The following is a 4,008-nucleotide window of genomic DNA, read 5'->3' as shown; positions in this document are numbered from 1 at the left end:
TTGATTATCAGTCCATCCTAAGTAAAATATTTAACTCATTGAGCGTTGCTCTGGGTAATTTTGCTTTGGTTATAGTGTATGTTGTCTTCTTCCTTATTGAAGAAAATTATCTCGATCAGAAGCTGAAAAATATGTTTCGAAAGGAGGGGAGTCGAGAAAATGTGGCTGTCATTTTCGATCGAATCAGTAATTCTATCAACAAATACTTTACTGTTAAAACCGAGGTAAGCTTACTCACAGGTACCATTAGCTATTTGTTGCTATTGGCACTTGGGGTAGACTTTCCGGTGCTTTGGGCCTTTATTATTTTTGTGTTGAATTTTATACCCTACCTGGGGTCTCTGGTAGCTACCTTGCTGCCGGCCATCTTCTCTATTTTTCAGTTTGCTTCGTTTTGGCCCTTCCTTTATGTCTTTCTCATAATTGAGGCAGTCCAGATTTTTGTAGGCAATTATGTGGAGCCGAAACTCATGGGGCGTACGCTCAACCTCAGTCCGTTGGTGGTGCTTATTGCTCTTTCCTTTTGGGGCAGCATCTGGGGTATATTAGGTATGATTTTGTCCGTACCCGTAATCTCCGTAATCGTCATTGTTTCGGCTCAGTTCAAATCCACCAGAGGCCTGGCTGTGCTCCTCAGTGAGAACGGGAATCTGAGTAACATAGAGCAACCTGACGATGAGGTGTAGGCCATTGCCCCGGGCTGGATTTTCGATCTCTGAAATTGGCTTTGGCTGCATGTCGCTTGGTCGCGATAACCACGAAAACTACCGGCTAATTCAGTCAGCTTTCGAAGCAGGAATCAATTATTTCGATACGGCCGATGTATATCAAAACGGTTGGAGCGAGGAGTGTCTTGCTGCGGCTGTTAAGACCTTTAGAAAAGAGATAAGAATTGCCACCAAGGTTGGTAACGTGGCTGATCCCGGTGGTAAGAGCTTTAATTGGTGTCCTTCGAAAAGTCATATTCTAAGTTCGGTAGATAAGAGTTTAAAAAGGTTGAAGACCGACTACATTGATCTCTATCAGCTTCATGGGGGAACGCTTAACGACAACTGGGATGAGATAGTAGAAACCTTTGACTTGCTAAAGCAGAAGGGTAAGATACTCCACTATGGTATTTCATCCATTCGTCCCAACGTGGTGCGTAAAATTGCAGGACAACCCGGTTGGGTTTCAAACATGCTTCAGTATAGTTTACTCGATCGAAGACCTGAGGAAGAACTGCTGAATTTGCTGCATGAAAAGGAAGTAGGAGTGTTGGTAAGGGGAGCTTTGGCAAAGGGTTTTCTGCTTAACAATAAATCAAGTGATTATTTAAATAATAGTTCAGAAGATGTTGATTTACTGAAAAATAAATTGGAGTTATTCTCAATTGAGAAAAGCCTGAGGCTGCGATTGGTTTTAGGCTGGGTTTTAAATCACAAAGCAGTTACCAGTGTGGTAGTTGGTATACGCAATTCGCTTCAGTTAACACAATTGCTGGAGGCAATGAGTCTACCAATGCCGGAAGAAAAGGTTTATCAAAAATTGAGCGAAGTATTGCCTGCAAACTGTTACACAGACCACCGTTAATCGAGCCGAAGGTTTTTAGCTATCTATGATAAAGAGTGATTGACATCGTGTGGTTTTCATAGATTTTTCCATCACCGATTGTTAGGAAAATGGCTGTTGCTCCATATCCAAATTATTCAATATTCATATGTTGGTTTATGTAGGGCTTAAGTCCAATAGTATGGAGGTAGGCCAAGCCTGCATGGTAACTTTTAAACAGGTGTTCTCGAAGTGCAAATGGGTGCAAGGCGACCGAGCTTAAGACCGTTGATTTAGACAAGTGATTCAGTAAAATCACCAACACTATTCTACCGTTTACAAATGGCAGATGGAATAGGCCGCGATTGAGTTCTGGCAAAAAATGTCTCGGAATTTTTCACTAATTCGTCTGGTTCTTGTCATACTAGTTTTAACTTCAATGTTCATGAGTATTACATCTATTCCTCCATCCGTTTTTGCTTTTCTTCAAAAGTTAGACGCCAACAATAATCGTGATTGGTTCAATGCGCATAAGGCCGAGTACCAGCAGGCGCAACTACATGTTGTAAGCTTTGTGGATGAGTTATTGAACCGATTAAAAGAGACCGACCAGATTACTACTGTATCTGGCAAGAAGAGTCTGATGCGCATTTATAGAGACGTTCGATTCTCTAATGACAAGAGACCCTATGACCCCAGGTTTGCAGGGAGTTTTTCTCGCATTAAGCCGCAGCTCAGGGGAGGTTACTTTTTCCGTTTTAAACCCAACGAAACGGTAGTGGGGGGAGGCTTTTATCAGCCCAATTCGGAAGATCTTAAGTTAATTAGAGCTCAGATTGCTCAAGACGATACACCACTCAGGGAGGTTATTGAGGGGGAGGTATTTAAGGAAACCTTTGGTGAGTTAATGGGGGAGAAGGTGAAAACGGCTCCTAAAGGTTATGCCAAAGACCATCCATCGATAGACTTACTCAGGCACAAGTCTATGTATGCTTTCCGGTCTTTCTCTGACGAAGAAGTTCATGCTGACGATTTTCTCGAAAAGGCCCTGGCAGTTTTTCTGGCTATTCGTCCTTTCTTCGATGTGATGACAGAGTATTTAACGACTGATTTGAACGGCATTTCATTAATTGATTAAAGTAGACTAAACCAAAGTTTGCTGCTAACTGTTGGATGCACATGTCGAAGCAATTGATTTTTGAATTTCTGGAAGAGCTCTCGGTCAATAATTCTAAGGAGTGGATGGATAAGCACAGGAACCGCTACGAAGAAGCTAAGAATGTGCTTGTCGAACTATTTGACCCCATACTTGAGCGCATTCGTTTGTTCGATCCCAGAGTTGTACAGCCCAATGCCCGTAGGGCACTGAACAGAATCAACAACAACCTGATGTTTCATCCGGACAGGCCTACCTACAAAGACCATTTTGGAGTGGGCTTTGGCTACGGTAAGGGGTTGGCCGACTTTTATGTACACTTGGGAGTAGAGGAACTTCTTATAGCCGGAGGGCTTTGGCATCCGCCTTCATATAAGCTTAAGCTTTTGAGGCAGGAAATTGACTATGAAGGCGAAAAACTGGCCATCACACTTAAGGAGCAGCTGTATCCGAAGGGTTTTAGGCTGTACCACGAAGACAAACTCAAATCCAGCCCAAAAGGCTATTCCAACGATCATCCACATATAGAGCTTCTGAAAATGAAGAGTCTGGCAGTTTTTAAACCATTGAGTAGGGGAGATTTTTATTCTGAGGATTTTTCGGAATTGGTTTTTGACAGCTACAAGGCTATTGTGCCTTTTCTTGATTTTATAAACATGGCAATTGCCGAACCGTAAGTGTTTTGAATCCGTACATTAAAGCCTATTTTTAACAGTAAATTCACAGGTATGAAAAAGATTATAGTTTCCCTATTAATGCTAGTAGCAGTTATTGGCTTGAAGGCTCAGGAAGCGGCTGTTACTACCGGTCCAATGATTGAGTTTGAGGAAAAGATATACAACTTTGGAAGCGTGGTTGAGGGCGATTCCGTCACGCACACATTTAAGTTTAAAAATATTGGAACAGAACCCTTAAAAATTCTCTCGGCCAGAGGTTCTTGCGGCTGCACAGTGCCTAAGTATACCAAAGAGGCCATTGCCCCCGGAGCCAGTGGAGAAGTGTATGTGAAATTCGACACCAGGGCTAAAATGGGGTCGCAAAACAAAACCGTTACTCTTGTAACCAATGCTGCGAATCATAAGCAGGTTATTTTGAGTATTCGAGGAACCGTAACGGCCCGCACGTCTGACGGAAAAGATTGAAAATGAGAAAGATGTAAGAAAGACCAGCCGGAGGCTGGTTTTTTTATGGCCAAAAGGTTCAAATTTTCATGATTCTAAATATTGCAAAACAAAAAAAGCATCTATATTTGCACTCCCATTAGGGACACGGGGTGTAGCGTAGCCCGGTTATCGCGCCTGCTTTGGGAGCAGGAGGTCGCA

General features: G+C 42.6%; 5 protein-coding genes. All 5 read left to right on the top strand.

What is annotated here, in order from left to right; translation table 11 throughout:
* A partial coding sequence (locus B3763_RS05175; protein WP_286744410.1) for an AI-2E family transporter occupies window positions 1–686 on the top strand: 686 nt, incomplete at its 5' end.
* Complete coding sequence (locus B3763_RS05170; protein WP_286744407.1) at window positions 676–1,572, top strand: aldo/keto reductase; 897 nt, start codon at window positions 676–678, stop codon at window positions 1,570–1,572. The genes B3763_RS05175 and B3763_RS05170, both read left to right, overlap by 11 nt.
* A gap of 403 nt (window positions 1,573–1,975) precedes the next feature.
* The gene (locus B3763_RS05165) at window positions 1,976–2,668 is read left to right on the top strand and encodes a DUF2461 domain-containing protein (RefSeq protein WP_286744405.1); all 693 of its coding nucleotides are present in this window, start codon (window positions 1,976–1,978) and stop codon (window positions 2,666–2,668) included.
* A 41-nt stretch (window positions 2,669–2,709) separates the two neighbouring features.
* On the top strand, window positions 2,710–3,363 hold the full coding sequence (locus B3763_RS05160; protein ID WP_286744403.1) for a DUF2461 domain-containing protein: 654 nt from the start codon (window positions 2,710–2,712) through the stop codon (window positions 3,361–3,363).
* Between the two features lie 51 nt (window positions 3,364–3,414).
* The gene (locus tag B3763_RS05155; RefSeq protein ID WP_286744401.1) at window positions 3,415–3,828 is read left to right on the top strand and encodes a DUF1573 domain-containing protein; all 414 of its coding nucleotides are present in this window, start codon (window positions 3,415–3,417) and stop codon (window positions 3,826–3,828) included.
* Window positions 3,829–4,008 lie beyond the last annotated feature (180 nt).

It is taken from the genome of Roseivirga sp. UBA1976, assembly GCF_002336325.1.
In the GTDB taxonomy this organism is placed as follows: domain Bacteria; phylum Bacteroidota; class Bacteroidia; order Cytophagales; family Cyclobacteriaceae; genus Roseivirga; species Roseivirga thermotolerans.
The sequence above is the reverse complement of the archived record's forward strand: the minus strand, read 5'-3'. Positions and strand labels throughout refer to the sequence as shown.